Raw genomic sequence first — 22,126 nt, 5'->3', positions numbered from 1 at the left:
GATCCGGCGGCTTCGGTCACGGTCGCCTCGAAGGTTCACACTGGGTCCATGGCATCCGAAAACGCATCATCCACGCTCGACGTGGACCTCGCTGTCGTCGGGTTCGGCAAGGGCGGCAAGACACTCGCGGCGGCGCTGGCGAAGGCGGGCCGACGCGTGGCGATGATCGAGCAGTCCGCCCAGATGTACGGCGGAACCTGCATCAATATCGGTTGTGTGCCGACCAAGGCGCTGGTGTATCGGGGTGAGCATCCTGAACTCCTCGGACGTCAGGTCGACGGCAGCGCACGCTGGTCGACCGCTGTTGGTCAGACGAGCGAGCTCACAGCACTCCTGCGCGCCAAGAACTTCGCCATGCTCGATTCGCCCGACAGCGCCACCGTCATCACCGGTCGGGCGTCGTTCATCGATGCTCACACGCTGCTGGTGGCGGCGGGCGAGGATCGCCTCACTGTGCACGCCGAGACGATCGTCATCAACACCGGTGCCGTTCCGGCACTGCCGGAGATTCCGGGCCTGCGAGACAACGGTCGCGTTGTGACCAGTACCGAACTGCTCTCGCGCTCGACGCGGCCCGAGCGGCTGATCGTGCTGGGCGGCGGATACATCGGCGTCGAGTTCGCCTCGATGCAGGCATCGTTCGGCACGAACGTGACGCTGCTGCATCGACGTGCCCGCATTCTCCCTGCCGAAGACGACGACATTTCGGAGCGGGTGGCGGCCCTGCTCGACGAGCAGGGTGTTCGAATCGTCACCGACGCGACTGCGAGCGGTGTGCGCACCACTTCCGGGGGCGTTCGGGTCGACTACACACTCGCGGACGGCGTCGTCGAGTCGGTGGAAGGCGACCTGGCGCTCGCCGCGCTCGGGCGTCGACCGATGACCGATGGGCTCGGGCTCGAGCAGGTGGGCATCGAGACGGATCGCCGGGGTGCGGTCATTGTCGACGAGAAGCTGCGTACGAGCATTCCGCACGTCTTCGCCGTCGGCGACGTCAACGGTGGAGCACAGCACACCTACATCTCCCTCGACGACTACCGGATCGTGCTCGACCAACTCCTGGGCGCAGGCGTGCGCTCCATAGCTGATCGCGTTGCCGTGCCGCACGTGATCTTCAGCACTCCGCCGCTCGCACGCGTCGGGCTGACCGAGCGCGAGGCGCGTGCGACAGGGCGCCGCCTGTGCACGGCGGTTCGCGACGTCGAAGCGATGGCGACCGTGCCGCGCGCCCGCATCGTCGGCGACACCCGGGGTGTGATGAAGGCGGTCACGGATGCCGCCACCGGCGAGATCCTCGGGGTGACGATGCTCGCCTACGATTCGCACGAGGTCATCAACACCGTCGCTGTCGCGATGCGGTTCGGAGCGACGGCGGAGCAACTGCGTGACGGGATCTACACGCATCCCTCGATGACGGAGTCACTGAACGACCTGTTCGGGGCTCTGTCGTAGACCACGCAGGCACGCATCGGCTCCACCGCATCGTCGAGGCGGGAACCCGAGTCAGTCCTCGTCGCGCGGCCGTCTCCTGGTCAGCATGATCACCACGACCGCGATGAGTGCGAGCAGCACGATCGCCGCCGCGATCACGATGACGATGACGATCGCGCCGGAGTTCACCGTGCCCTGTGCGGTGCCCGCTCCGGCCTTGGGGGCGGCACTCGCGCCTGCACCCTTGCACGGGCTGACCGCAGAACCTGCGGCGGCCTTCGTGCCGGCCGGCGGTGCGTAGGTGAACTGGATCGAGTCCGACACGACGTGCCCGTCGGACGACACGATCTGCCACGTGACCAGGTACTTGCCTGCACCGCCGAGCGCGACCGGAACCGTGACGTTGCGGTCGCTGATAGTGGGGCATCCGGTTTCGAAATGACGGCTCGCGCCGTCGGGGCCGGTCACCTGCAGCAGAGCGCCCGGTCTCGTCTTCGACAGGTCGAGCACGACGTCGTCGAACGTGAGCTTCACGCTGTCGATCGGTGTCGTCTGCGTCGATCCCGCTTTCGGCGAGCTGCCGACCAGGTAATCGTGGGCGCTCGCCGGAGCGGCGGCGAGCGGACCGAGGGCCACGGCCGCCGCGAGGGCGGCGACCGCGATCCCGGCCCGCAGAGCGCGGCCGATCGGTGCACGGCGGGTGCGAGTCCCGTCGTGCACCCGAGTGGTCGGCGCCGACGAGCGCCGTGTCGCGTGCGGCAGCATCAGGCGCCATCCTCGTGCGTGCGCGACTGCGGTGGTCCCGCGGGAGGCTCGGTGCCCGCTGTCGTGGCCGGTCGCCTCCTCCGCGTGAGCCCGAGCACTGCCACCACGAGGGCGATCGCCGCGAGCGCAAGCCCCGCCATGCCCAGGCCGAGCGCGGCGGCGTCCATCGGCGACGCGCTGGAGGCAGCAGCCGGAGCCGGCGTGCTGCTCACCACGGTCGGTGCCGTCGTCGACGACGAGGGCGGGGCGTCTTTCACGTAGAGCGTGGGTGCAGGATGCTCCGGCTCCTCGCCCGATGCGGGGGTCGGCTGGTCCCACCTCACGACCGACCCGTCGGAGTATGTCTGGATGGTCGGCATGACGATCTTGCCGGTGTCGGGCACGATCCCGGCGGAGATGACGAACTGCTGGAACTGCCCAGGGGCGACCTGCACACCGGGATCGGCCGTCCACACGATCTTCGTCGGCGCCTCCGTCACCGTCGCTCCGGAGATCTTGACCGGGTTGGGGAGCTTCGAGGTCGTGACGCTCGCGGACCAGCCGGGGATGGGTTGGTACGAGACGGCGGTGAACGGAGTCGTGGCCGGAAAGTCGACTTCGAGCCCGACCGTGCCCGCGGTTGCGGACTCGGTGGGCACTCGGAAGGTGAGCACGCTGTATCCGCCGGCCGCTGCCTGATCCGGATCCACGCGCACGTGCGCGCTCGCGGTGAGTGGTGCCGCGATCGCCAGGGCGATGGCCGCGACGGCGGTCGCGCCTGCGACCGCAAGGGTGTGTTTGGTCATGTCTCTCTCGTATGCCTGCGCGCGTATATGAACGCGCTGCGTGATGGATGTCTGAGCTGATCGACTGCGCCGGTTGTCTGCGCTGGGTGTCGATGCGCTGGGTGTCGCCGCAATGCCGGTGCGTGGTCGTGGTCGCGCGCATGTCGTGCAAAAGGCGGAATGCTCGGCGACGGGCCGCACCGGTTCTGAGTCACGCCTCTGAGTCGTGTCTCGCCGGATGCCGTCCACGCGCGCCCGACCTGCGCCTTGTGCGACAGGGGACTTCGGATGCCATGGTGACGGACACGGTGGCCGCGTCGCCTTGCCGAAGCGACTCGCGGTCAGACGAAGGCGGGAGGTCCGCGATGGCGGAGCGAGCCCAGCACGCGCCTGGGCGACGCGAGTGTGAGTGGGCGCGTCTGCACGGGCATCCGTGCGGGACTGTCGATCGCTACGGCGACCAGTCGTGCGATGGCCGTGACGAGAAGCGCGGTGAAGGTCGCCAGCGCATGCAGCGTGCGCTCGCCATGACGCAACGCCGCGACGGTGATGAGCGCAGCGCAGCCGTGGGCGACGAACATGAGCGGGCTGTCGCTGTGCATCGGCATCGCGGTCCCCGCCGTCAGGGCGAGGTGCTCATCCATGTGCATGTGACCGGCAGGAGCGTGCAAGGCGATGCCCGAGGCATTCGATCCGAGACCGAAGAGAAGATGCAGCAGCAGCTGGCTGACGCCGACGCATGCCGCCTGACGCCACAGCGAGATGCGGCGCCCGGCGAGCGCGACGCAGAGCGGAACGGCGAACGCCAGCGACAGCGACACGGCGAGCAGGGAGGGCAGCCCGCCTCCCGCAGCGTCGTGGAACAGCGCAGCGACGAAGACGGCGAAGCACGCGGCGGCGGTGCCGCGAAGCGTGCGCAGGCCGCGTGAGGTCATGCCGTCCCCTGGTGAATGTGGATTCCTCCAGCCTAAGGGCGATTGAGGGGGAGCACAGCGAGCTTGCTCGTCTCCTCGACCCGATTGAGCCGTTGAGCGGCGAAGCCGCGGTCAGGGCGATGACCGGGGAGCACCGCGCTCGCGCTCGCGTGGCGCCACCTGTGGAGAACGGGTTTCGCACAGGGGCCGAAGGCGCCCGCCTTGCCGTCGGGAGCTCCGGTTAGCCTGGTCCGGTGAGCCTGCCCGAACCGTTCGAACCGCCGCCGCACCCGACCGATGCCGCGGAGGGGAACGTCACGGACTGGGACCCCGACGAACTCGTCCCGCCCGACGACGACTATGGGCCCGAGTCGCTGCCCTCCGACGAACGCGGTCGAGCCCGGCAACCCCGCGGCAACGGCGACGCAGACCGATTCGAGGAGGAGCTGGAGCGCGCATCCGTTCGGCGCATGGTCGGCGCCGACCCGCTCGACGTTCTGCAGACCGTGTGGGGGTACGACGCGTTCCGCGGCGACCAGGCCCAGGTCATCGACCGGCTCGTCGACGGCGGCGACGCCGTGGTGCTCATGCCCACCGGCGGTGGCAAGAGTCTCTGCTACCAGGTGCCGTCGATCGTTCGCGAGGGCACGGGCGTGGTGGTGTCCCCCCTCATCGCGCTGATGCACGACCAGGTAGACGCGCTGAGCGCGGTGGGCGTGCGCGCCGCCTACCTGAATTCGACACAGGACGCCGGAGCCCGGGCATCCGTGGAACGCGCGTACCTGCGCGGCGAGCTCGACCTTCTCTACGTCGCGCCGGAACGGTTGTCCTCCGAGCAGACGAAGCAACTGCTGTCGCGCGGAAAGATCGCGCTGTTCGCCATCGACGAGGCGCATTGCGTCTCGCAGTGGGGCCATGACTTCCGTCCCGACTATCTCGGGCTTTCCGAGCTGGCGCAGCGCTGGCCCGATGTGCCGCGCATCGCGCTCACCGCGACCGCCACCGAGGCCACGCATCGGGAGATCACGGAACGCCTCGGGCTGCAGAACGCCGAGCATTTCGTCGCCAGCTTCGACCGGCCGAACATCCAGTACCGCATCGTGGAGAAGAACGAGGTGCGGCGCCAGCTGGTCTCGTTCATCAAGAACGAGTTCGCGCCCCCGCTCCCGGAGCGCGAGCAGCCCGTCGAAGGGGCGCGCTCGGGGGAGGGCGCCGCGTGCGGCATCGTGTACGCGCTGAGCCGCAAGACCGTGGAGCAGACGGCGGAGCATCTGCGCCAGAACGGCATCGACGCCGTGGCCTATCACGCAGGGCTCGACGCAGGCACGCGCGCCCGTGCCCAGTCCCGGTTCCTGCGTGAAGACGGCGTCGTGATCGTGGCGACGATCGCGTTCGGAATGGGCATCGACAAGCCCGACGTGCGCTTCGTCGCGCACATCGATCTACCGAAGTCCGTCGAGGGCTACTACCAGGAGACCGGCCGCGCAGGCCGTGACGGCGAGCCCGCGGTGGCATGGCTGGCGTACGGCCTTCAAGACGTGGTGCAGCAGCGGCGGATGATCGAGGAATCGCCCGGTGATCTCGCGCACCGACGTCGCATGTCGGCTCACCTCGACGCGATGCTCGCGTTGTGCGAGACGGTGCACTGCAGACGCCAGAACCTGCTGCAGTACTTCGGACAGGCCTCAGGCGCGTGCGGCAACTGCGACACGTGCCTCGACCCGCCCCAGACGTGGGACGGCACGATTCCGGCGCAGAAACTGCTCTCGACGGTGGTGCGGCTCAAGCGCGAACGCAACCAACGATTCGGTGCGGGGCACCTCATCGACATCCTGCGCGGCAAGCGCACTCCGCGGGTCGACCAGTACGGCCACGACTCGGTCAGCACCTGGGGCATCGGCGACGACCTCGGCGAGCAGCAGTGGCGCGGGGTCGTGCGGCAACTGCTCGCGCTGGGTCTTCTCGCGGTGAACGACGACGGATACGGCACGCTCGCGATCACGCCCGCCAGCGCGGACGTGCTGAGCGGATCGCGCGAGGTGTTGCTTCGTCACCAGGCCGAGCGGACCTCGCGCTCTCGCGCAGCCAAGGCGAGTGTGGAGGCGCTGCCCGAAGCGGCGCATCCGCTCTTCGAGACGCTCCGCGCCTGGCGCACCGAGCAGGCGAAGGACGAGGGCGTGCCCGCATACATCGTGTTCGGTGACGCGACGCTGCGCGGAATCGCCTCGGCCAGGCCGAGCACGCTGGCCGAACTGGCGCAGATCTCCGGCGTCGGCGCCAAAAAGCTGGAGACCTACGGCGAAGATGTTCTCGCCGTCGTCGCCGCAGCACCTGCAGCCTGAACGGTTGCATCCGAGAACCCCACCCGTGGTCGGTCAGCAGCGCCGGCACTGGGAGACATCTCGCCGCCGCCGTAAGCTCGCACTGGCATGGCGTCGATGGCGTCGCGGTGCCCGGGAGGAGTCCAGCGATGTACTTCACGATCCACACGCTCGTCGGCGACCCGGAGGAGCTCCTTGCTTCCAAACGCGAGTTCTTCGACCCGGTCGTCGCCGAGTACGCGCCGCAGTACGGTGCCATCTCATCGGTGACCGTGCAGGTCGAGCGGGGACTCACCGTCTACAACCTCTGGCGCGATTCCGACGGCGCACTCCGCTTCACCGGTCTGCCCGAGATCCAGCGCGCGCAGGCGATGTCAGGGCTTCCGATGCCGACGACCTTCGAGCGGTACGACGGAGTCGACGGGGCCGACTTCGGCCGCGCGGCGCATTCGTGAGCGGCACCGGCGGGTGCGCCGCGCGGCTCCGACTCCGTTCCCCTTGCCTCAGGTCTTGTCGTCGTGGTCTCCTCGCACCCACGAGATGTAGCGGTCGGCGGATGTCCGGATCACCGCGTGCGCATCCTGGGGCACGCTCCTGCCGAAGTTGTTGAACAGCCGATCGAACCGAAGCCCGAGCGCCTACCTCGCGAGACGCTCGACGACCGCGGCCGACAGCGGCAGCAGGTTGGGGTAGCTGCGCATGAACGAGACGGATGTTCCGTTCGGGTTCGGAAAGATCGCGTCGCCCGCCAGCAGAACGCCTCTGCCCTCCGCGCCGGCATCCCACAACGCCGCGGTGCTTCCGGGGAAGTGACCGCCCAACGTGTGCAGCCCAAGCCCCGGCGTCAGCTCGAGGGTGCCGCGGAAGAGCCGGATGACGTCGTCCGGCCGCCGCAACCACTCCGCGTCGGCCTCGTTGACGTACACGGGCGCATCGCCGAGCGCGTGCGACCACGACACCTGAGCGCCGTACATGTGCGGATGACTTGCCGCGATCGCCAGCACCGGGCCGTGGTCGAGCACGCGTGCTGCGGCATCCTCATCGACGTACCCGAGCGGGTCGAACAGCAGATTGCCGGCCGCGGTCTTCACCAGCATGCACTGCTGCCCGATTCCTACCGCGGGATCGCTCGTGACCGCAACCATTCCGGGCTCGACCTCGCGCAGCTCCACCCGCATGCCGGCGGCCCGTAGCTCCTCGGCGGTCGTCCACCTCTGCCCGGTACTGGGCACCCATTGCCGTTCGTCGCTGCAGATCGCGCACTCGGCGGGTGGTTCGGGAGAGTCGGCGTGCTCGACGGCGCAGGTCGCGCAGATCCAAAGGGTCATGATTCTCGTCTCCTTTGCGGGTGTTTGCGGCCGGCGCCGCTCTCCTCTGCGAATGATCGCGGCTGCGCCGCTCAACCCGCTGCAATCGGCTCGGTAGTAGGAGCAAGCTCCTACTACTCTCGCCTCAATTGCGGGTAGATCGTCTCGCCTCGCTCGAGCATCGCGACGTATTCCGCGATCTTGCGGGCTCGGGTCTGCTCCCGTTTCACGTTGCCGATGCGGAACAGGATGGCGAACCGGTTCTGACTCGTGAGGGTCTCGAACATCGACGATGCCTGTGGGCTCGACGCCAGCGCCTCCGCGAGATCTTCGGGGACTTCGATGTCCCTGGAGCCGGAGTATGCCGCATCCCACCGCCCGTCGGCCTTTGCGCGATCGACCTCCGACCGACCCGCGTCGGTCATGCGTCCCTCGCGCTCGAGTCGCTCGACGTGTTCGCGATTCCGCTTCGACCACATGCTCCGTGGTCGCCTCGGCGTGAAGGTCTGCAGCCACTCGGTGTCGCTGAGTCCCTGCTTGCGCCCGTCGATCCACCCGAAACAGAGCGCCTCGTCGAGGGCTTGCACATACGTGACGCCAGGCGCACCGCCCTTGGCGAGCGCGAGTTGCACGCCCTCGTTCGCAACGTGATTCTGCTTCAGCCACTTGCGCCAGGCATCCGCGTCGGGCAGCCGAAGGATCGGTCGTTCAGCGCTCATCGCAGCAGCTTCTGCAACGTGTTGAGGTTGCGGTTGGTGGTCAGTGCCCTGCCACGACCGCCCCCGATGCCCTTGCCGACTACGCTGTCCAGCGTGTGTCCGCGCTCGACCGTCCAATAGAGAACGGGGCCGCCGTCGGAGAGCTGCTCGAGCTCCGGGTCGATCGTGAGGTCGAAGGCGTGCCGGGCGACGTCATCCAAGTCGGTCGGCCGGTTCGTCGAGCCGGGTGCGCCCTGCGCACCGATGAGGAACACGACGTAACGGTGCCAGCCGTCGCGCTCGGGGAACGGGTACGCATCGACGATCGCCGCGAGAGAAGCCGTATCGAGCACGTGCACCTTCGCGTCGTAGCCGAACGTGTCGCCGAGCGCCCTTTCGATGTCTGTCCGCAGACCTTCAGCACGCGGCGCGGATGCCTCGCCCTCCGCGTCGAACACCACGTTGCCGCTGGCGAGCACGGTCTTCACGGCGTCGTATCCGAGGGAACGGAACACCTCGGCGAGCTCGGCCGATTTGATGGTGCGTCCGCCCACGTTGATGCCGCGCAGCAGGGCGATGAACCGGGTCATGCCGACCAGCATGCCAGGAGCCGGTGACACGTGGCGTCGAGCCATCGAGTCGAGCCACCGAGTCGAACCACGCCGCCGAGCCATGGGCGTCGAACCACGGCGTCGAGCCATTCCAGTCGCACCATGCCGTCGAACCATGGCGTCGAACCATCGCCGGCGAGCCCACCAGCACACGCTCGGCCGGAAAACGCTCGGTGCGCCGCACGGTCGGACCGGATGCATCCGGCCGATCGTACGTTTTCCGGCCGATCGCACGGACTCCGGCTGAGCGCACGGACTCCGGCTGAGCGCACGGTTCCTGCCGAGCGCACGGGTTCCGGCCGATTCGACGGACTCCGGCCGATCGCACGGACTCCGGCCGATCGCCCGATCCGTGGCCGACTGCACGCCGTCACCCGGTCGTCGGCCGTGCCGAGCAAGCGGCGGTTCACGCCGCTCCCGCGGGGCGCCAGGGCGGGCATCCGTCATCGCCATAGGCTCTAGGCCCGTGGGGAGTGAACGCCGCGCGCCGAGCCGCCGCACGGTCGTGCGGGTCGCGGCCGTCGTCGTCGCGCTCGCGCTGGCCTACGCGGTCGTCGTGACGTTGTATGCGTTCAGTGGCAGCGTGACAGCGCTCGGTCCCTCCCAACCGGAGCCCGAGAACGGCGGAGTCACGGTCGTGCTGAACGTGGAGGGAGTGGATGCCGCCCACCAGCGCATCGATCTGAGCGTGCACGTCGAACCCTCCTCATCGCTCTTCACGGGCGGAAGGCTGGTTCTCGCCTCCGACATCCACGTGATCGTCTCGCCGATCGATGGGAGCCAGTCCCTCGTGTTCCCGGCCGATTCGGTGCTTGCGACGAAGCCGGTGAAGCTGATCGCCGACGGTGAGATCGGCAATTGGCCGTTCGACGGCTACCGCACCGACCAGCTCGTGGTGCTCGCGTATGTGACGAGCGGCGGTGTCGAGCGTCCGATCCCGACGCAAGTGTGGTTCTCGGGAGACGTTCCAGGATGGCGGGTCGACGTCGCGGCGAAGGGCGCCATGCCGACGACACTGCCCACGACGCTCGCCGGGGCCGTCACTGAATGGCCGCACGTCGACGTGAAGGCGACCCGCTCAGGCAGCACAGTGGCGTTCGCGTTCGTACTGCTGGCCCTGCTCGTCGTCATGCCGTGCCTCGTGCTGTTCGTCGCGATCACCGCTTTCCGAGGCAGGCGCAAGCTCGAACCCTCGTTCATGGGATGGATGGGCGCCATGCTGTTCGCGACCATTCCGCTGCGCACATTCCTGCCCGGCTCGCCCCCGATCGGATCGTGGATCGACTTCACCGTCGTGCTCTGGGTCGTCGCCGGACTCGTCGTCGGCCTGGCGATCTACGTCGCCGCCTGGGCGCGCTGGTCGCATCCGGACTCCGCTGGTTGAGCCTGTCGAAACCACGCCGCTCCCTGTCAGGTGCGGTTTCGACAAGCTCAACCTACGAGACCCTTGCGCAAAGCCACAGGCATCCGCGCCGACCTCAAAGGGCCCTTTGTGGCATCCGCACGCCGAACTGGTCGCTCCAAGCGCGCCTGCCTAACGTGAAAGGCGTAACTCCCCACTCGAGAAAGGTCTTGCGATGGTCGACACCGCTTCGAAGCCCGGATCCGAGCACGTCACGAGACCCGACCGGTCCTCGTACACGTTGCAGACCGGCCCCGTCGACGTGGACGCCCCGCCGGCCGAGGTGAACCTGGCCGAGCTGGGCCGCACGCTGCTGGGTTCGTGGGCCGACGTGCGCCTGGCCTCCCTGGAGTTCGCGAAGAACCCCGCGCTGCAGCGGGTCGAGGGTCTGAGCCTCGACGAACACCGCGCGCGCGTCTTCGAGCAGCTGAAGCTGCTGGTCGAGAACGGGCAAGTGCACCGCGCATTCCCGACATCCGTCGGTGGCGGCGACGACCACGGCGGCAACATCGCGGCCTTCGAGGAACTCGTCACCGCCGACCCGTCGCTCCAGATCAAGGGCGGCGTTCAGTGGGGCCTCTTCGGCGCCGCCGTCATGCACCTCGGCACGCAGAAGCACCACGATCTCTACCTGCCCGGCATCATGAGCCTTCAGGTTCCCGGTGCGTTCGCGATGACCGAGACCGGGCACGGTTCGGATGTCGCCTCCATCGCGACCACCGCCACCTACGACCCCGAGACCCAGGAGTTCGTCATCGACACGCCGTTCCGCGGCGCGTGGAAGGACTACCTCGGAAATGCCGCGAAGGACGGCCTGGCCTGCACCCTCTTCGCGCAGCTGATCACGAACGGCGTGAACCACGGCGTGCACTGCTTCTACGTGCCGATCCGCGATGCCGCGACCGGTGAGTTCCTGCCGGGCATCGGCGGAGAGGATGACGGTCTCAAGGGCGGCCTCAACGGCATCGACAACGGACGCCTGCATTTCACGAACGTGCGCATCCCGCGCGACAACCTGCTGAACCGCTACGGAGACGTCGCAGAAGACGGCACCTACACGAGCCCGATCTCAAGTCCAGGGCGCCGCTTCTTCACCATGCTCGGCACGCTCGTGCAGGGCAGGGTGTCGCTTGACGGTGCATCCACCATCGCCGCCGCGATGGGGCTGACCATCGCTGTCACCTACGGCAACCAGCGCCGCCAGTTCACGGCAGGCAGCGACACCGACGAGGAGGTGCTGCTCGACTACCAGCGGCACCAGCGGCGTCTCATCCCTCGACTCGCCACGACCTATGCGCAGTACTTCGCACACGACAAGCTGCTGCTGAAGTTCGACGACGTGTTCAGCGGCGAAGCCGACACGGATGACGACCGCCAAGACCTCGAGACTCTCGCCGCCGCCCTGAAACCCCTCTCCACCTGGCATGCCCTCGACGCGCTGCAGGAGGCCCGCGAGGCGTGCGGCGGCGCCGGATTCCTCACCGAGAACCGCCTCGTCAGCCTGCGCGCCGACCTCGACGTGTACGTCACCTTCGAGGGCGACAACAACGTGCTGCTGCAGCTGGTGGCCAAGCGCCTGCTCACGGACTACTCGAAGAAGTTCGCGAAGGCGGATGCCGGTGCTCTCGCCCGCTACGTGGTCGCCCAGGCCGCAGACCGGGCGTACCACGGCTCCGGCTTGCGCCGGCTGGCGCAGACGGTCGCCGACTTCGGTTCTACGGCTCGCTCGGTGGGCCAGCTGCGGGACCCCGAGACGCAGCGCGAGCTGCTCACCGACCGCGTGGAGACGATGATCGCCGAGGTCGCCACGCGTCTGCGCCACGCGAACAAGCTGCCCAAGGACAAGGCTGCAGCACTGTTCAACTCGCAGCAGAACGAGCTCATCGAGGCGGCACGCGCGCACGGCGAGCTGCTGCAGTGGGAGGCGTTCACCGAGACGCTGGACACAGTGAAAGACGCCGGAACCAAGCAGGTGCTCACCTGGATGCGCGACCTGTTCGGCCTCGGGCTCGTCGAGAAGCACGTCGCTTGGCACATCATCCATGGTCGGCTCTCTCCGCAGCGTGCGCAGGCCGTCACCGCCTATATCGACCGGCTCGTCGCGCGGCTGCGTCCGCATGCGCAGTCCCTGGTGGATGCGTTCGGCTTCGAGCAGGAGCACCTGCGGGCGAACATCGCCAGTGGTGCCGAAGCCGAACGACAGGACGAGGCACGGGAGTACTACCGCGCGCTTCGGGCATCCGGAAACGCTCCGATCGACGAGAAGACGCTGCACCACAAGAAGAAGTGAGTCTCTGCATCACAAGAAGTAGTGAGTCTCTGCATCACAAGAAGTAGCCGCATCTCGGCCGCACGGTCGGCCGCAATTCGTTCGATGCGCCGGATGGCGATGCCGCTTCGATCCGGCGCATCGGGTCTTCTCCGGCGGACCGCGTCATCTCGGGTGACCGTCTCTTCTCCGGCGTACCGTCCGTTCTCCGGCGCACCGTCCGTTCTCCCGCGGATCCCCCTGATCCGGCGTGCCGTCCGTTCTCCGGCGGATCCCCCTGGTCCGGCGCGCCCCGCTCCGGCGGACCTGGTCCGCTCCGGCGGACGGCCAGGCTAGACGCGCGGCTAGTATGCCGCCGTGCAGCTATTAGATGCCGGCAGTGCGGCCGGCGGTGAGCGGGGAGCAAAGGCGCGTCGACCGCGAGGTCGCTGGATCATCGCGGTCGGAACTTCGATCGCGGTCTTGACGGCTCTCAGCGGATGCTCCGGGGTCGCCGCGACCGCCAAGACTCACGCGACGCACACCCGTTCGAGACACACACCGACGGCGGTGCCTACGTCTCCGGCCGCTGTGGCCGACCCGGCCATGTCGCATCCGGCCACTCCCGAGCCGGGCGGAACGCCGGAACCGGCCCCGACGCTGACCCCGGTGCCGGCCGGCACGGTGGTCGCGCACGGTGATGTCGCGTCGCCGAAGGGGAGCATCCATTACCACTACCAGGTGGTCGCGAACGGCGACAACACCTTCACGGCCCAGTACTCGGGATTCACCTCGACCGTGCCGATCCCGGTGTCGGTCACGCTGATCGACATCGCGCCCAGGGTCGGCGACGGGCTCACGTGGCACGGCGTGGGCGACCATCTCCTCGGCGGACCGACGACATCGGGGCAGAGCTCGTCGGTGTCACTCGGTTCCGAGGATCAGCCGTCGTACCTCGTGGCCCTGGTCACCTACTCGTCCGTGGCCTCCGGAGACGGCGTCCCCGTGGAACTCGGACCCAACAAGGTTCTGGCCGTCAGCACGGTGACCTGGAACATTCCCGTCCGACAGTCCAACGTGCACCCGGTCGATGGCGGTGCGCGCACCTATGCGGCAGGCACGGTGACGGCGACCGCGGCCGGCGGCGCTCCGAAGAGCTATCTCATCGCGCCGGGAGACATCACAGGGGTGGTGGCGCAACGCTTCGGCATCTCGATCGAAGACCTCATCTGGCTCAACGCGAATCTTCAGGTGTTCGGCGACCAGCAGTACCTCTACGCGGGGACGACGCTGAACCTGGATCCGAACAGCATCTGAGACAACGCCGCATCTGAGACACGCTCCGGCGCGGCGGGGAGCCATGGCCGCAGCGCACGCGGGGCGTGTGCCGCAAATCGGAGACACGCCGAACCGGCCGCACAAGGAGTGCCGCCACGGATGCGTAGCCGGCGTGTCTCCGATTTGCGGCACGGCGGTCGCGGGGATTTGCGGCACGGCTGTCGGGGGGATGGCGGCACGGCAGTCGGGGGCGGTCGCCCCTTGCCTTCTTGAACAGACCGGTCTAATCTCTTGAACAGATCGGTTCAAAGAGAGAAGGCCAAGCATGACTTCACAGGTCTCGCACCGCGTCAGCGATCCAACCGCGCCTCTGGCGACCGTGAAACGGCGCGTCATCCTCCCGACGGGGGCCGCATTCGCGGGAACGTCGCTCGCCGCGGTCGGGCTGTACCTGGCATCCGGCGCGCCGACGCCGATCCTGCTCCTGCTCCAGCAGGAATGGGGATTCCCGTCGTGGGCGCTCACGCTGGCGTTCGCGGCGTATGCGTTCGGCCTCATCGCCGCGCTGCTCGTCACCGGCAAGCTGTCGGACCACGTCGGTCGGCGCCCGGTGCTGATCGCCGCCCTCGCGGTGCAGGCTGTGGCGATGCTCGGCTTCGTCGTGGCATCCGATATCTGGTGGGTGGCAGCGGCGCGCACGCTGCAGGGCATCGCGACCGGTGCCGCGACCAGTGCGTTCACGGCATCGATGGTCGAGCTCGCGCCCGAGCGATTCAAGCGGCTCGGATCGATCATGGGCGGCGCGGTGCCGCCGGCCGGTCTGGCGCTCGGTGCGCTGTTCGCCGGCCTGGCGATGCAGTTCACCGCCGCTGCGGATGCCTTCGTGTTCGCGGTGCTCGCCGTTGTCGCGGTGCTCGGCCTCGTGGTGGCGGTGCTCGCGCCAGAGACCTCGACCCGCCAGGGCGGCGCCGTGCGAAGCCTCATTCCGCGCATCGCCGTGCCGCGTGCAGCGCGGACCGAGTTCGCGGCCGCCGTGCCGGGCATCGTCGCCACGTGGACGCTCGGTGCGCTGTTCCTCGGCCTCGGGCCGACGATCGTGCTGCGCGTGTTCCACATCGACAGCGGAGCCGTCGATGGCATCACCGCGTTCGCCGCGCCGGCCGCTGCCGCCGTCGTCGGGTTCGTGCTCGGCCGCATCGCCGAGCGCCGCGTGCTGCTCTTCGCCGTCGTCGCCGTCTTCATCGGCGGTGCGATCATCGTGGCTTCCGTCTACAGCGGGTCGCTGGCGTTCTTCATCGTCGGCGGTGTGATCGGTGGATCCGGCTTCGGCGCCTCGCTTTCCGGAGCCCTTCGCGTGCTCACCGGTATCGCGCTGCCGCACGAGCGGGCCGGGCTCTTCGCCGCCGTCTACACCGTCGCCTATCTGTCGTTCGGTCTGCCGGCCATCCTCGGCGGCCTCCTCATCGCACCCCTCGGACTCACCTCGACCGTCGTGCTCTACGGCGTCGTGATCGCCCTCGCCGCGGTGGTCGGGCTGCTCGCCCAGCAGCGCCTGGTCGCCCGGCAGCGAGCCGCTGCCGCGGAACGCGCCCGTGCAGCCCATGCGGCGACCGGATGCCCGAACACCGGCGCCACGGCGACCGTCTGATCCCACTCCCGCTTGATGCCTCCGACCGGTCGGCCCGCCTACCGGTCGGGGGCGTCTGGCCTTGTGCCGCCGGTCGGGACCGTGTGGCCCCCTGCCGCCGGTCGCCCGTGGCCGTCGCGTCGACGAACGATCCGCCGGAAACCGCACGATCGGCCGGGTGAACGGGCGCCGTTCGTCCGGCACACCGTGCGGTTTCCGGCGGATCGTGCGGAGGGCTAGCCCTTCGGCGGCGCTTCGGGTGGGCCCGAGATCACTCTTCGGATGCCTTTCGGGTGGGCCTTCGGTTGGCGCTACGGGTGGCCCCGGCGGACGGCGCTACGAGGATGTCGCTTCGGGTGGCCCGGCGGGTCGTGCGGCGAGGGTGGCGCTGAGGCGGCGCTTCGGCCGGTTGGGCTGTCGCGATCAGTGGGCGGTGGATGTCCGCGCTGCCGCGTCCACGAGCTGCTCGGCCAGGGCGCGCGCCGACTCTGCCACTCGCGGATCGCCGTCCATCTGGAATCCCATGCGTGCACCGTCGTAGACCACGACAAGACGTTCCGCGAGGGTCGGGGCATCTGACACGTCGAGCGCGGTGGCGAGCCGACCGAAGAGCCCGTGCATCCAGCCGCGGTAGCTCGCGGACTCCTCCACCTCGGCGCTGCCCGGCTGGGCCTCGGCGAGCGCTCGGGAGAAGGCGCATCCGCGGTAGCCGGGTGCGCGCAGGGCGGTGCCCAACTCGTCGAACACGGCGAGGATCTTCTCGCGCGGGTCGTCGACCGCCGCTGCCGCCGCCTCGACGCGTGCGGCGGAACGGGCATGGCGGCCGAGCAGATACTCGCGCACCAGGTCGTCTTTGCCGTCGAAGTTGTAATAGAGCGAGCCCTTGGCCACGCCGGCCTTCTCGATGATGCGGTCGATGCCTACGGTGTGGATGCCCTCGTCGTAGAACAGCTCGTCGGCGGCGGCGAGCAGACGCTCCCGTGGCGACGGGCCCTTGTCGTGTGCTGCCATGCGCGCATCATATCAGACAGACCTGTTCAAAACGGGATCAACGGGTTCCAGTCGAGCCGACCGCGCCACCAGGCGAGTCGACCGCTCGGCCCGTCGAGTCGTCCACTCCGCCGCTGAGCCGTCCGCTCCGCCGCCAGGCCATCCGTTCCGCCCGCCCGCTCCGCCCGCCGAGTCGTCCACTCCGCCCGGGTGAGTCGACCATTCCGCCGGCCGAGCTAACCGCTCCGCCACCGAGCCGTCCCCTCCGCCGGCCGAGCCGCCCACTTCGGCCGTCGAGTCGACCACTCCGCCCGCCGAGCCGTCCGCTCCGCTCGTCGGGCCGAGCCGCCCGCTCCGCCACTCCGCCCACCCAGCCGTCCGCTCCGCCCGGTCTGGGCCGCCCACTCGGCACGGCGGGCGACCAGTCCTCCGGGCCGACGGCTCAGCCCGGCAGCCCGGCCGCTCGGCCCCCGCCGGCGCGCAGCGTCGCCGTCTTCTCGCGAATCTCGAACGGGGGCGCCTTCGTGATGAGCAGCCACGTCGGGAGCGTGATGACGCAGAGGATCGGCAGCACGGTGAGGTCGCCGGTGAGCGCGACGCCGAGGAACAGGGCGATCCAGCCATCCCGCGTCTCGACCATGACGATGCCGAGGCCGCCGCACGCGACGGCGAGTCCGAGCGGCATGCCGGGAATGACGGCGTGCGCGAACAATCCGATCGCGACACCGATGAAGACCGCGGGAAAGACCCGGCCGCCTCGAAATCCGGCGCTCGCAGCGATGAGCAGCGCAACGATCTTCACCCCGGCGAAGAGCGCGAGTGTGCCGGCCGAGTAGGACTGAGGGTGGGCGAGCAGCTCGCCGGTCTGCTCGAGCCCCTTGAAGAGTGTGAGCGGCCCGCCGATGATGCCGAGCAACCCCAGGAACAGCCCGCCGAGTGTGGTGAAGAGCAGCGGATGCCGCAGCGCATGGAACGCGGAGTGCAGGTACGGGAACACGAAGGCTGCGGCGATCCCGACACCGGCCGAGAACATCGCGACGATGGTGCCGGTGAGAAAGTCGAGCGGTTGCGGCGAGCCGAGCGGTGGAAGGTGGAATGCGATGCTCTGTCCACCGAGCAGATGCATGGTGACGGAGCCCGCGGCCGCGGCGGCGACCGGCAGGAAGAGCCGGTCCCAGAGTGACCCCCCGCCCTTGGCGGCGGCTACCGTGCCGGTGAGCACGAGCGCCGCGGCGACGGGTGTGCCGAAGAGCGCACCGATCGTGCCGGCCGACGCCAGCAGCATCACGAGCCGCGGCGGTACCTTCGAGGCGAATCGCGCCAGCGTGACGACGGCGAGCGCCGAGTTGATCGCGATGATCGGGTTCTCCGGGCCGAGGCTCACCCCGCCCGCGAGGCCGAGGATGACCACCACGGCGATGCTCGGGAGCGTTCGCGCCGCAGGAGGGGGCGAGGAGAGGCCGGTCGTGGCCGAGTCCGGGCCGCCATGTCCTGGCAGGAGCCAGACGACCAGTCCGACGGCGAAGCCTGTCGCCGTGAGAACCGTGAGAATCCACCACGGATTGTCGGAGCCGATCCCGAACGAGTGCGGCAGGGCATCCCACAGTCCATCCTGCAGCCATTCCGAGACCAGATCGAGAAGCCAGAGAACCACCGCCGAGACGATGCCCATGGCCAGCGCCGGCAGCGAGAGCAGGAGCAGCGCGCGGATGCTCGGCCCGGCTCCGTCGTCCGCCGCAGCCGGTCGCGCGCTCGTGTCCGCCACGCCCTCACGCTAGGTGCGTGCCGCGGGGTCCGCCCCGAGAGCGGCAGACTTCACATCTGACGGGTGAGTTGCCGAGCCGGCCGGTCGTGCGGTGCCGGATTTCCGCGATGTCGTGGGACTCAGCGCGCCGGGCAGACGTTCATACACGCTTCGTAGACTCGCGGCATGAGCGTCCAGGGGGTGAAGCCGCCGTACATCGTCTGGGACATCGTGATCTCGGTCGTGGTGTGGCTCGTCACCGGGGCTTTCATCAGCATCGCGGCGTTCGCGGCGATCTTCGGCCTCGCTTTTATGGACTACTGCCCGCCGCAATCCTGCAGTTCGGAGGCGGCGGTGGCGTGCCTGTTCGCTGCGGGCGCGGCATCCATCGTCGTCGCGCTCGCCGGTTTCGTCGGCGGTCTGGTGCGCATGCTGCGCAGGGCCCCGAGCTGGTGGATCACGCTCGGCGCGTTCGTGCTGTGCGTGGCGTGCTGGGCGGTCGGATTCATCTCCGCATGGCGTGCGATCGGCTGGTAGCGTAAGCGCCTTCGGAAGGATGCCATGACCGACCCCGTCAACCCGCCGACGCAGTATGCGCCGCCCGCGCCAGACCCAGGGGCCGCCCTGTCGATCCGGGGCCTGTACAAATCGTTCGGTCAGAAGCATGCGGTCGACGGCATCAGTCTCGATGTCCCCGCCGGCAGCTTCTACGGCCTTGTCGGTCCGAACGGCGCGGGAAAGACGACCACGCTGAACATGGCCACAGGGTTGCTCAAGCCGGATGCCGGCGCCGTGGCCGTGCACGGCATCGACGTCTGGGCGCAACCGCTGCACGCGAAGGCGCAGATCGGCGTGCTCTCCGACGGCGCTCGGCTGTTCGATCGTCTCACCGGCGAGCAGCTCGTGGTGTACGCCGGACTGCTCAGCGGCATGGATCGTCCCACGGCGGTCTCGCGCACGAAGGATCTGCTGCAACTGCTCGACCTGCAGGATGCGGCGGGCACGCTCGTCGTCGACTACTCGGCAGGCATGACGAAGAAGATCGCACTCGCATGCGCCATGGTGCACGCCCCGCGGTTGCTCGTGCTCGACGAGCCGTTCGAGTCCGTCGATCCGGTGTCGGCGGCGAACATCCGGGACATTCTCGGCGGGTTCGTGCGCGGCGGCGGCACCGTGATCGTCTCCTCGCACGTCATGGATCTGGTGCAGCGCATGTGCGACCACGTCGCCGTCATCACGAGCGGGCAGGTCGTGGCATCCGGAACCGTCGACGACGTGCGCGCCGGCGCTGACCTCGAGGACCGCTTCGTGCAACTCGTCGGCGGCCGCCGCGTGCAGGAGGGGCCGGAGTGGTTGCAGCACTCGTAAGGCTTCGCCTCCTCGTACTTCGCAACAGTCTCAAGCGCAGCATCGGCCAGCTCATCGCCGTGATCATCGGCGGCCTCTATGGCCTGTTCGTTCTGGGCATGGTCATCGTCGGGCTGTTCGCACTGAACCTGGCGCCCGTCGAGATCGTGCGCACCGTCGTCGTGCTCGCCGGCTCCGTGCTCACGCTGGCCTGGGCGATCCTTCCCCTGTTCTTCTCCGTCGAACAGACTCTGGATGCCCCGCACCTGGCCGTGTACCCGATCCCGTTGAACAAGCTGCTGGCCGGTCTGCTCGTCTCCGGCGTCGTGGCGATCCCCGGTGCCATCACGATGGTCGCCTCGGTGTTCACGTTCGGGTCGTGGCTCCGGATGCCTGGAATCGCCGTGCTGGCGCTGCTGTGCGGAATCGCGGGCGCGCTGCTGTGCGTCATGTTGTCCCGCGCCGTCACGTCCGCGGCGGCCGGGCTGGCGTCGGGGCGCAGGTTCCGTGAGGCGGCGGGCATCCTCATCTTCATCCCGCTCGTGCTGCTCGGGCCCATCATCGTGGGAGTCACGTCGTCGTTGCGGCACTCGGCGAACGCGCTGCCCAGCCTCGGCGACGCCATGTCGTGGACCCCGCTCGGTGCGATCTGGGCCATCCCGTCGCAGGTCGCGCTCGGCGACCCGCTCGGCGCGGTGCTGCGCGCCCTGATCGGCGCGGCCACGATCGCCGTCGTGTTCCTGGTGTGGCGGTGGGGGCTCGCCCGCGCACTCGTCACGCCGGTGCATGCCACATCGAGGGTGCGTGCCCAGGGCAAGCTCGGTCTCTTCGCGCGCCTGCCCGCCACGCCGGCCGGCGCGATCGCCGCGCGCTGTCTGCTGTACTGGTTCCGCGACCCGCGCTACGTGCGCCAGCTCGTGATCATCCCGGTGATGCCGATCCTGTTCTGGTTCTACTCGTCGCTGACCCACTTCCACGCACTACTGCTGTGGTCGGGGCCGATGGTCGCGTTCCTGCTCGGCGTCTCCCTGATCGCCGACGTGTCGTACGACTCGACGGCTTTCGTGCTGCACGTCAGCAAGGGCGTGCCGGGGCGTGCCGATCGCTGGGGGCGGGCATCCGCCGTGCTCGCCTTCGGCCTGCCGGCCGCTGTGGCCGTGACCCTCGTCACCGCCGGCATCAGCCAGGAGTGGATGTTCGTGCCCGGCCTGCTCGGACTCGTCTTCGGGCTGCTGCTCGGCGGCTTGGCCGTGTGCTCGGTGACCTCCGCGGTGCTGGTGTATCCGGCTCCGGCGCCGGGGGACAACCCGTTCAAGACGCGCCCTGGCGCGAACACGGCGCTGCTCGGATCCACGTTCCTCACCTGGGGTGTGCTGGCCGTGATCACGGCGCCCGAGATCGTGCTTCTCGTGGTGACAGTGGTGACCGGACAGCCCTTGTGGGGCTGGATCGCTCTCGTGCTCGGCGCCGTGCTCGGACCGATCAGCCTGGGCGTCGGGGTTCGGGTGGGTGGCGGCATCCTCGATCGCCGCGCGCCGCAGCTGCTGGCGCAGCTGCAGAAGGACGCGTGAGGTTCCTCTCCCTCGGTCCCGCAGCCGGCACGGCCGATGTATTGAGTGGGCCAGCCGCTGCGAGACTGCGATTCTCGCGCCGGCACTACGATCCTCTTGCCGAGACTACGGTCAGTGCCCGTAGTCTCGGCTGCGAAACCGTAGCCTCGGCCACGGCACCTCCGGTTCACTCCGGACGTAATGCGCGCCGGCGGTGCGCCGGCACGGCTCAGCGGGTGAGGGCCGGGTCGAGCTCGTTCCACTTCTGCATCGTCTGCCCCACCCAGAAGACCGCGAAGAAGACGATGAGGGCGACTTCGCCGAAGAGCACCAACGGCCGGCCCGCGCCCGCGCCGGAGAGGTGTGTGAAGAACACCACGGCGAGATAGGTGAGGCTGACGAACATCCCTACCGTCACGACGATGTAGAGCGCGCGCCACGGAGCGCGGCCCGTGATCGCCGAGACCACCGACACGGCGATGATGATGCAGAAGAAGACGCCGGTGGCGACGAGGTGGCCGATCGCAAGCAGCGCATGCTCTGCGATGCCGAGCCACACCACGACGCCGATCGACACGACAGTGACGGCGACGGCGGGCACCACGACACCCGCCGTCGGGCGGTGCCGTGCGCCGCGTCGTGCCACGGCGAGGCAGACGGCAGCAGCGGAGGCGAGGATGCCCATCACGGCGACCACGATGATCCCCGCCGCCGCCTCCGCGGCCCCCGTTGCGGGCACGCACACGGTCGCTCCGGGGCACAGCCCGCCGGCTCCCGGCGCATCCTCGGGCCCGATCGGCGTCGGCAGCACCGCGATCAGCAGGGCGAACAACGCGGCGATGTCGAGCAACACCTGCTCCACGCTGTGGCCGGAGAGCGCGACGAGCCCGAACGCGATGGCGAACAGCGAGCCGGTGAACGCCGTGCCTCCCGGCGTGTAGAAGAGCGCGCTGAGGCTTGCGACGGGGCCCACTCCGATCGTGACGACGAGGAGGGTCACCAGCATCATCACCGCGGCGCCGACGATAGCCAGGCGCAGGTGTCGGTAGGTGCGCTGCGTGGAGGTGCTGGACAGCTGCATGGTCCCGATCCTGCACCCGCGTGAGACGGCCGCCGTGGATGCGCGGCG

The 22,126-nt window shown here is 69.0% G+C and carries 19 protein-coding genes; 10 read left to right on the top strand and 9 right to left on the bottom strand.

Annotated elements, in window-relative coordinates:
• Positions 1 to 48 precede the first annotated feature (48 nt).
• Positions 49 to 1,452, top strand: coding sequence for an FAD-dependent oxidoreductase (locus tag ACYVDK_RS15830; RefSeq protein WP_460523479.1), 1,404 nt, complete (start codon positions 49 to 51; stop codon positions 1,450 to 1,452).
• Positions 1,453 to 1,503: 51 nt separating this feature from the next.
• Here the strand turns inward: ACYVDK_RS15830 and ACYVDK_RS15825 are convergent, their stop codons facing one another.
• The 3 genes from ACYVDK_RS15825 to ACYVDK_RS15815 all read right to left on the bottom strand — a co-directional run bounded on the left by ACYVDK_RS15825 (position 1,504) and on the right by ACYVDK_RS15815 (position 3,895).
• Complete coding sequence (locus ACYVDK_RS15825; RefSeq protein WP_460523477.1) at positions 1,504 to 2,196, bottom strand: copper resistance CopC family protein; 693 nt, start codon at positions 2,194 to 2,196, stop codon at positions 1,504 to 1,506.
• On the bottom strand, positions 2,196 to 2,981 hold the full coding sequence (locus ACYVDK_RS15820; protein WP_460523475.1) for a YcnI family copper-binding membrane protein: 786 nt from the start codon (positions 2,979 to 2,981) through the stop codon (positions 2,196 to 2,198). The genes ACYVDK_RS15825 and ACYVDK_RS15820 overlap by 1 nt, the downstream gene beginning before the upstream one ends.
• A gap of 320 nt (positions 2,982 to 3,301) precedes the next feature.
• Positions 3,302 to 3,895 carry a hypothetical protein gene (locus ACYVDK_RS15815; RefSeq protein WP_460523473.1) on the bottom strand — a complete coding sequence of 198 codons (594 nt, stop codon included), beginning with the start codon at positions 3,893 to 3,895 and terminating at the stop codon, positions 3,302 to 3,304.
• 449 nt (positions 3,896 to 4,344) lie between these two features.
• On the opposite strand from ACYVDK_RS15815, the gene recQ reads away from it, so the two are divergent.
• Positions 4,345 to 6,216: a DNA helicase RecQ gene (recQ, locus tag ACYVDK_RS15810; protein ID WP_460523689.1), complete on the top strand. Its 1,872-nt coding sequence runs from the start codon at positions 4,345 to 4,347 to the stop codon at positions 6,214 to 6,216.
• A 128-nt stretch (positions 6,217 to 6,344) separates the two neighbouring features.
• Positions 6,345 to 6,650 (top strand): hypothetical protein, encoded by a 306-nt coding sequence (locus ACYVDK_RS15805; RefSeq protein ID WP_460523471.1) that lies wholly within the window; start codon positions 6,345 to 6,347, stop codon positions 6,648 to 6,650.
• A gap of 183 nt (positions 6,651 to 6,833) precedes the next feature.
• Here ACYVDK_RS15805 and ACYVDK_RS15800 read toward each other — a convergent pair whose 3' ends face one another.
• The 3 genes from ACYVDK_RS15800 to ACYVDK_RS15790 all read right to left on the bottom strand — a co-directional run bounded on the left by ACYVDK_RS15800 (position 6,834) and on the right by ACYVDK_RS15790 (position 8,790).
• Positions 6,834 to 7,523, bottom strand: a complete 690-nt coding sequence (locus tag ACYVDK_RS15800; RefSeq protein WP_460523469.1) for an MBL fold metallo-hydrolase — start codon at positions 7,521 to 7,523, stop codon at positions 6,834 to 6,836.
• A 113-nt stretch (positions 7,524 to 7,636) separates the two neighbouring features.
• Complete coding sequence (locus ACYVDK_RS15795) at positions 7,637 to 8,221, bottom strand: YdeI/OmpD-associated family protein (RefSeq protein WP_460523467.1); 585 nt, start codon at positions 8,219 to 8,221, stop codon at positions 7,637 to 7,639.
• Positions 8,218 to 8,790 carry a DUF1697 domain-containing protein gene (locus tag ACYVDK_RS15790; RefSeq protein WP_460523465.1) on the bottom strand — a complete coding sequence of 191 codons (573 nt, stop codon included), beginning with the start codon at positions 8,788 to 8,790 and terminating at the stop codon, positions 8,218 to 8,220. Before ACYVDK_RS15790 ends, ACYVDK_RS15795 begins: the two co-directional genes overlap by 4 nt.
• Positions 8,791 to 9,277: 487 nt before the next feature.
• Between ACYVDK_RS15790 and ACYVDK_RS15785 the strand changes: the two genes are divergently transcribed.
• The 4 genes from ACYVDK_RS15785 to ACYVDK_RS15770 all read left to right on the top strand — a co-directional run bounded on the left by ACYVDK_RS15785 (position 9,278) and on the right by ACYVDK_RS15770 (position 15,387).
• Positions 9,278 to 10,195 carry a DUF4436 domain-containing protein gene (locus tag ACYVDK_RS15785; protein WP_460523463.1) on the top strand — a complete coding sequence of 306 codons (918 nt, stop codon included), beginning with the start codon at positions 9,278 to 9,280 and terminating at the stop codon, positions 10,193 to 10,195.
• 193 nt (positions 10,196 to 10,388) lie between these two features.
• On the top strand, positions 10,389 to 12,503 hold the full coding sequence (locus ACYVDK_RS15780) for an acyl-CoA dehydrogenase family protein (RefSeq protein ID WP_460523461.1): 2,115 nt from the start codon (positions 10,389 to 10,391) through the stop codon (positions 12,501 to 12,503).
• A gap of 528 nt (positions 12,504 to 13,031) precedes the next feature.
• Positions 13,032 to 13,778, top strand: a complete 747-nt coding sequence (locus tag ACYVDK_RS15775; protein ID WP_460523459.1) for a LysM domain-containing protein — start codon at positions 13,032 to 13,034, stop codon at positions 13,776 to 13,778.
• A gap of 286 nt (positions 13,779 to 14,064) precedes the next feature.
• The gene (locus ACYVDK_RS15770) at positions 14,065 to 15,387 is read left to right on the top strand and encodes an MFS transporter (protein ID WP_460523457.1); all 1,323 of its coding nucleotides are present in this window, start codon (positions 14,065 to 14,067) and stop codon (positions 15,385 to 15,387) included.
• Positions 15,388 to 15,789: 402 nt separating this feature from the next.
• Here the strand turns inward: ACYVDK_RS15770 and ACYVDK_RS15765 are convergent, their stop codons facing one another.
• A complete protein-coding gene (locus ACYVDK_RS15765; protein ID WP_460523455.1) occupies positions 15,790 to 16,377 on the bottom strand; it encodes a TetR/AcrR family transcriptional regulator in 588 nt (195 codons plus the stop codon).
• 421 nt (positions 16,378 to 16,798) lie between these two features.
• Positions 16,799 to 18,121, bottom strand: coding sequence for a voltage-gated chloride channel family protein (locus ACYVDK_RS15760; RefSeq protein ID WP_460523452.1), 1,323 nt, complete (start codon positions 18,119 to 18,121; stop codon positions 16,799 to 16,801).
• A gap of 165 nt (positions 18,122 to 18,286) precedes the next feature.
• Here ACYVDK_RS15760 and ACYVDK_RS15755 point away from each other — a divergent pair, with 165 nt between their 5' ends.
• The 3 genes from ACYVDK_RS15755 to ACYVDK_RS15745 are packed head-to-tail and all read left to right on the top strand — an operon-like array spanning position 18,287 to position 21,018.
• Entirely contained in the window at positions 18,287 to 18,637 is a 351-nt protein-coding gene (locus ACYVDK_RS15755) for a hypothetical protein (protein WP_460523450.1), read from the top strand.
• 24 nt (positions 18,638 to 18,661) lie between these two features.
• Positions 18,662 to 19,468: an ABC transporter ATP-binding protein gene (locus tag ACYVDK_RS15750; protein WP_460523448.1), complete on the top strand. Its 807-nt coding sequence runs from the start codon at positions 18,662 to 18,664 to the stop codon at positions 19,466 to 19,468.
• Positions 19,450 to 21,018 carry a transporter gene (locus ACYVDK_RS15745; RefSeq protein WP_460523446.1) on the top strand — a complete coding sequence of 523 codons (1,569 nt, stop codon included), beginning with the start codon at positions 19,450 to 19,452 and terminating at the stop codon, positions 21,016 to 21,018. Before ACYVDK_RS15750 ends, ACYVDK_RS15745 begins: the two co-directional genes overlap by 19 nt.
• Positions 21,019 to 21,226: 208 nt before the next feature.
• On the opposite strand, the gene ACYVDK_RS15740 is transcribed toward ACYVDK_RS15745, so the two are convergent.
• Positions 21,227 to 22,078: a hypothetical protein gene (locus ACYVDK_RS15740; RefSeq protein ID WP_460523444.1), complete on the bottom strand. Its 852-nt coding sequence runs from the start codon at positions 22,076 to 22,078 to the stop codon at positions 21,227 to 21,229.
• Positions 22,079 to 22,126: the final 48 nt, after the last annotated feature.

The sequence above is a fragment of the Humibacter antri genome (genome assembly GCF_054777235.1).
The sequence above is the reverse complement of the archived record's forward strand: the minus strand, read 5'-3'. Positions and strand labels throughout refer to the sequence as shown.

Coding starts and splice junctions, on each gene's coding strand:
- ACYVDK_RS15800 (WP_460523469.1), bottom strand. CDS start 7,523: ATGACCCTTTGGATCTGCGCGACCTGCGCCGTCGAGCACGCCGACTCT.
- ACYVDK_RS15825 (WP_460523477.1), bottom strand. CDS start 2,196: ATGCTGCCGCACGCGACACGGCGCTCGTCGGCGCCGACCACTCGGGTG.
- ACYVDK_RS15830 (WP_460523479.1), top strand. CDS start 49: ATGGCATCCGAAAACGCATCATCCACGCTCGACGTGGACCTCGCTGTC.
- ACYVDK_RS15755 (WP_460523450.1), top strand. CDS start 18,287: ATGAGCGTCCAGGGGGTGAAGCCGCCGTACATCGTCTGGGACATCGTG.
- recQ (WP_460523689.1), top strand. CDS start 4,345: ATGGTCGGCGCCGACCCGCTCGACGTTCTGCAGACCGTGTGGGGGTAC.
- ACYVDK_RS15820 (WP_460523475.1), bottom strand. CDS start 2,981: ATGACCAAACACACCCTTGCGGTCGCAGGCGCGACCGCCGTCGCGGCC.
- ACYVDK_RS15795 (WP_460523467.1), bottom strand. CDS start 8,221: ATGAGCGCTGAACGACCGATCCTTCGGCTGCCCGACGCGGATGCCTGG.
- ACYVDK_RS15750 (WP_460523448.1), top strand. CDS start 18,662: ATGACCGACCCCGTCAACCCGCCGACGCAGTATGCGCCGCCCGCGCCA.
- ACYVDK_RS15790 (WP_460523465.1), bottom strand. CDS start 8,790: ATGACCCGGTTCATCGCCCTGCTGCGCGGCATCAACGTGGGCGGACGC.
- ACYVDK_RS15765 (WP_460523455.1), bottom strand. CDS start 16,377: ATGGCAGCACACGACAAGGGCCCGTCGCCACGGGAGCGTCTGCTCGCC.
- ACYVDK_RS15770 (WP_460523457.1), top strand. CDS start 14,065: ATGACTTCACAGGTCTCGCACCGCGTCAGCGATCCAACCGCGCCTCTG.
- ACYVDK_RS15805 (WP_460523471.1), top strand. CDS start 6,345: ATGTACTTCACGATCCACACGCTCGTCGGCGACCCGGAGGAGCTCCTT.
- ACYVDK_RS15740 (WP_460523444.1), bottom strand. CDS start 22,078: ATGCAGCTGTCCAGCACCTCCACGCAGCGCACCTACCGACACCTGCGC.
- ACYVDK_RS15815 (WP_460523473.1), bottom strand. CDS start 3,895: ATGACCTCACGCGGCCTGCGCACGCTTCGCGGCACCGCCGCCGCGTGC.
- ACYVDK_RS15780 (WP_460523461.1), top strand. CDS start 10,389: ATGGTCGACACCGCTTCGAAGCCCGGATCCGAGCACGTCACGAGACCC.